Source organism: Tabrizicola sp. (assembly GCF_036781545.1).
GTDB lineage: Bacteria > Pseudomonadota > Alphaproteobacteria > Rhodobacterales > Rhodobacteraceae > Tabrizicola.
In genome coordinates this window covers 1-3,404 of record NZ_DAIQAT010000249.1, presented here as the reverse complement: position 1 = coordinate 3,404, position 3,404 = coordinate 1, and the positions used below count along the sequence as shown (strand labels likewise).

General features: G+C 65.4%; 5 protein-coding genes. 1 reads left to right on the top strand and 4 read right to left on the bottom strand.

What is annotated here, in order from left to right; genetic code table 11:
* A partial coding sequence (locus V7Q39_RS20165; RefSeq protein ID WP_333818404.1) for a lipoyl synthase occupies positions 1 to 707 on the top strand: 707 nt, incomplete at its 5' end.
* A 54-nt stretch (positions 708 to 761) separates the two neighbouring features.
* Here V7Q39_RS20165 and V7Q39_RS20160 read toward each other — a convergent pair.
* The 4 genes from V7Q39_RS20160 to hpt form a co-directional block, all read right to left on the bottom strand.
* Entirely contained in the window at positions 762 to 1,652 is an 891-nt protein-coding gene (locus V7Q39_RS20160; RefSeq protein ID WP_333818403.1) for a porin, read from the bottom strand.
* A 163-nt stretch (positions 1,653 to 1,815) separates the two neighbouring features.
* Positions 1,816 to 2,703, bottom strand: coding sequence for a cytochrome c (locus V7Q39_RS20155; RefSeq protein ID WP_333818402.1), 888 nt, complete (start codon positions 2,701 to 2,703; stop codon positions 1,816 to 1,818).
* Between the two features lie 60 nt (positions 2,704 to 2,763).
* Entirely contained in the window at positions 2,764 to 2,940 is a 177-nt protein-coding gene (locus V7Q39_RS20150; RefSeq protein WP_333818401.1) for a hypothetical protein, read from the bottom strand.
* Positions 2,937 to 3,404, bottom strand: a 468-nt coding sequence (gene hpt / locus V7Q39_RS20145; RefSeq protein ID WP_333818400.1) for a hypoxanthine phosphoribosyltransferase, incomplete at its 5' end; no start/stop codon positions are given. The genes hpt and V7Q39_RS20150, both read right to left, overlap by 4 nt.

Sequence of the window (3,404 nt, the reverse complement as noted above, 5' to 3'; positions counted from 1 at the left end):
TCTGCACCCGCGGCTGCACCTTCTGCAACGTGGCGACCGGCAAGCCGCAGACGCTCGACGTGTTCGAGCCGGGCCGGGTGGCCCATGCGGTCTCGGAACTGGGCCTGACCCATGTTGTCGTCACCAGCGTGGACCGCGACGACCTCGACGATGGCGGGGCCGAGCACTTCGCCCAGACCATCCGCGCGATCCGCCACCGCAGTCCGGCGACGACCATCGAGGTTCTGACGCCCGATTTCCTGAAATGCCCGCCCTCGGCGCTGGAGAAGGTGGTCGAGGCGCGGCCCGACGTGTTCAACCACAACCTGGAAACCGTGCCGGGCCTCTACCACGAGGTCCGCCCCGGCGCGCGCTACTTCCATTCGCTGCGCCTGCTGCAACGGGTCAAGGAACTGGACCCGACCATGTTCACCAAGTCCGGCATCATGGTGGGCCTCGGCGAGGACGGTCCGGCGGTCCGCCAGGTGATGGACGACATGCGGTCGGCGGATGTCGATTTCCTGACCATCGGCCAGTATCTGCAACCGACGCCCAAGCACCATGCCGTCGCCCGCTTTGTCACGCCCGAGGAATTCAAGGCCTATGAGACGGCGGCCTGGGGCAAGGGCTTCCTGATGGTCTCGGCCACGCCGCTGACCCGGTCGTCCTACCACGCCGGCGACGATTTCGCCCGGATGCGCGCCGCGCGGCAGGCGGGCAGGGGCTGATCAAAAGGAAAGGGCCGCCCAACCGGCGGCCCCCAGGGTCAGCTGTAGCGGGCTTCAGAACTTGAAGCCGACGCCGATGTCGTAGATCTCGTCCGAGCCGGTGATCTTGCTGCCGCCGCCCTCGATGAAAAGACCGTTGTCCATGCGGTAGGTCGCCGACAGCGAATAGATGTCGTTCGTGTCCTGGATCAGCAGCGCATCGCCACGCACCGTCAGCGCAGGCATCACGTCGAAGCTGCCGTAGAGCCGCAGGCTGCGTGTGGCATCCAACAGGTCCAGCTGCGACAGCGCCGCGCCGAAATCGAAGCGGTCGGCATCATGGAATGCGCCGATCTGCATGAGCGTGACGTTCGGGCCGTCGACATCGGCGAATTCTCCGGTGATGAAGAAGGTCGTGTCACCGGCCTGGTAGCGCATGACGCCTTCCAGGATGTCGACATTGGCGCCGTCGTTCAGGTGATGGTAGCCCGCGCCGAAGGTCAGGTTGCCAGAGTTCTGCTTCCAGGTGACGCCTGGCGTCACGCCATGGTCCGAGGCGCTGACGATCGAGGTGATCGGCCCGCGCAGAAAGCTCGTCTGCAGGTCCAGCACGCGCGAGGACGAGAATTTCGGCATCACGCCCAGCGTATCGACCAGCGGGCGCGGGGCACCGACCGCGAATTCGCCTGCGCCGGTCGACAGGACCAGCGCGGCCCAGATGTTGGTGAGGTCCTGGCCGCCGCCCGAGCTGTCGAGATAGGTCGTATCCACCGAGGCATCGAAGCCGAGAAGGCCGCCCGACCGCCAGCTTGCCGAGACATCGCCATCGAAGGCCCAGAGATGCGAGCCGGCGGTGTCGAGATATTCCAGTTTCACCTCACCGCCGAAGGTAAGGCCGTTGGCATCCTGCGCGGCGGCGGGAAGCGCAGTCAGCGCGAGAATCGCGGGGACAAGGAGTCTGGTCATTGGAAGTTTCCGTTTCTGCTCGTGTTTTTTTCATTTTTATCGCAAAACCGTGAAGTCTCCAAGCAGAAATATCAATATCTTGTAGTGATCACATAATCTTGCGGCCCCGCCTCCTTGAAGCGGGGGGCCGGGCAGGTCCGCGCGGCAGGCAAAGGGCCGACCCTCACTCCACGTTTGGCACTGCCAGGATGTATTCCGCCACCGCCAGCCGGTCGCTCTCGGGAAGCCGCGCCATGTTGTCCACCACATGCGCCATATGCCCGCCGACACTGTCGTACTCGGGCGTGAAGCCGGTGGTCAGGTACTGCACGATGTCCGCCGCCGTCCAGCCCAGCTTGGCCGGGGTGATGTTCGGGATCCGCCCTTCGCCCGAAGGGTTCGGCGCACCGCCCAGCCAGCGGGTGGTGTCCATCCCCCCCAGCCGGTTGCGCGGCGTGTGGCATTCGCCGCAATGCGCCAGCGCTTCCGCGATATAGCGGCCCCGCGCGGCGGTAGGGGTCAGGTTCCCCGGCAGCGCCCAGTCCTTCGACAGGAACATCAGCTTCCAGACTCCGATGCTGTCGCGGATCGAGAAGGGGAAGCCCAGCTCATGCGGCTGGCTGGGCGTCGGGTCGGCAGGCAGCGTCTTCAGGAAGGCGTAGAGGTCCGCCACATCCTGCATCTCCATCTTGGCGTAAGAGGCATAGGGCAGGGCGGGATAGTAATGCTCTCCCTTGGGGCTGACGCCCCGGGTGATGGCGTTCGCCAGATCCAGCATCGACCAGTTGCCGATCCCGTGCTGGGGGTCCTGGCTGATGTTCGGGGCAATGAAGGTGCCGAAGTCCGAGGGGAAGCGCTGCCCGCCCGATAGGACCAGCTGCGCCTCGCCCTTGGCCTCTGCCGCCATGTGGCAAGAGGCGCAGCCTGCGGCCCAGAACACCTGTTCGCCATGCACCGCGTCGCCGGTCAGGTTCGCCACCGCCGCGGCTGCCAGCGGTTTCGGACGCGCCATGAGGTAAAGCCCCCCCGCCGCGACCAGTCCCAGGACGACCAGCCAGCGCATGATCCGCATCGCAACTCTCCGCTCTTGCAACCTTTGGGCGAACCTAAGCCAGACCGCGCCAGCGTCCAATCACGGTTTCTGGCGCAGGCTGTTGACCGTCATCCAGTCGGGCCAGCCAATGAAATGCTCGATCCCGACGATCGCCAGGCAAAGCGCCACCGCCGCGAACACCAGCTTGACCCGCCCCGGCGAGGGCGGATTCTGCACCCAGCGCTTGGCACGCAGAAGCCAGTGGAGCTGGTTCATCGGCCTTCGGTGAACCGCACCTTGCCGATGAAGGGCAGGTTGCGATTCCTCTGGGCGAAGTCGATGCCATAGCCCACCACGAACTCGTCGGGAATCTCGAACCCGGTCCAGTCGGCCTTGACCGCCACCTCCCGGCGCGAGGGCTTGTCCAGCAAGGCGCAGACCTTCAGCCGCTTCGGCTCGCGCGCTTTCAGCAGGTGGATGACATGGTGCAGCGTGAACCCCGTATCCACGATATCCTCGACCAAAAGCACGTCGCGCCCCGCGATCTCGCCGCGCAGGTCCTTCAGGATGCGGACCTCGCGGCTGGAATGCATGGAATCGCCGTAGCTGGAGGCTTCCAGAAAATCCACCTCCACCGGCAGCTCGATCTCGCGCACGAGGTCGGCGATGAAGACGAAGGACCCGCGCAGCAGGCCCACCACCACCAGCTTGTCGGTGCCGTGGAAATGCGCCGTGATCTC

Excerpts from the sequence above, each read along its gene's own strand:
- V7Q39_RS20155 (WP_333818402.1), bottom strand. The coding sequence starts at position 2,703 with ATGCGGATCATGCGCTGGCTGGTCGTCCTGGGACTGGTCGCGGCGGGG.
- V7Q39_RS20150 (WP_333818401.1), bottom strand. The coding sequence starts at position 2,940 with ATGAACCAGCTCCACTGGCTTCTGCGTGCCAAGCGCTGGGTGCAGAAT.
- V7Q39_RS20160 (WP_333818403.1), bottom strand. The coding sequence starts at position 1,652 with ATGACCAGACTCCTTGTCCCCGCGATTCTCGCGCTGACTGCGCTTCCC.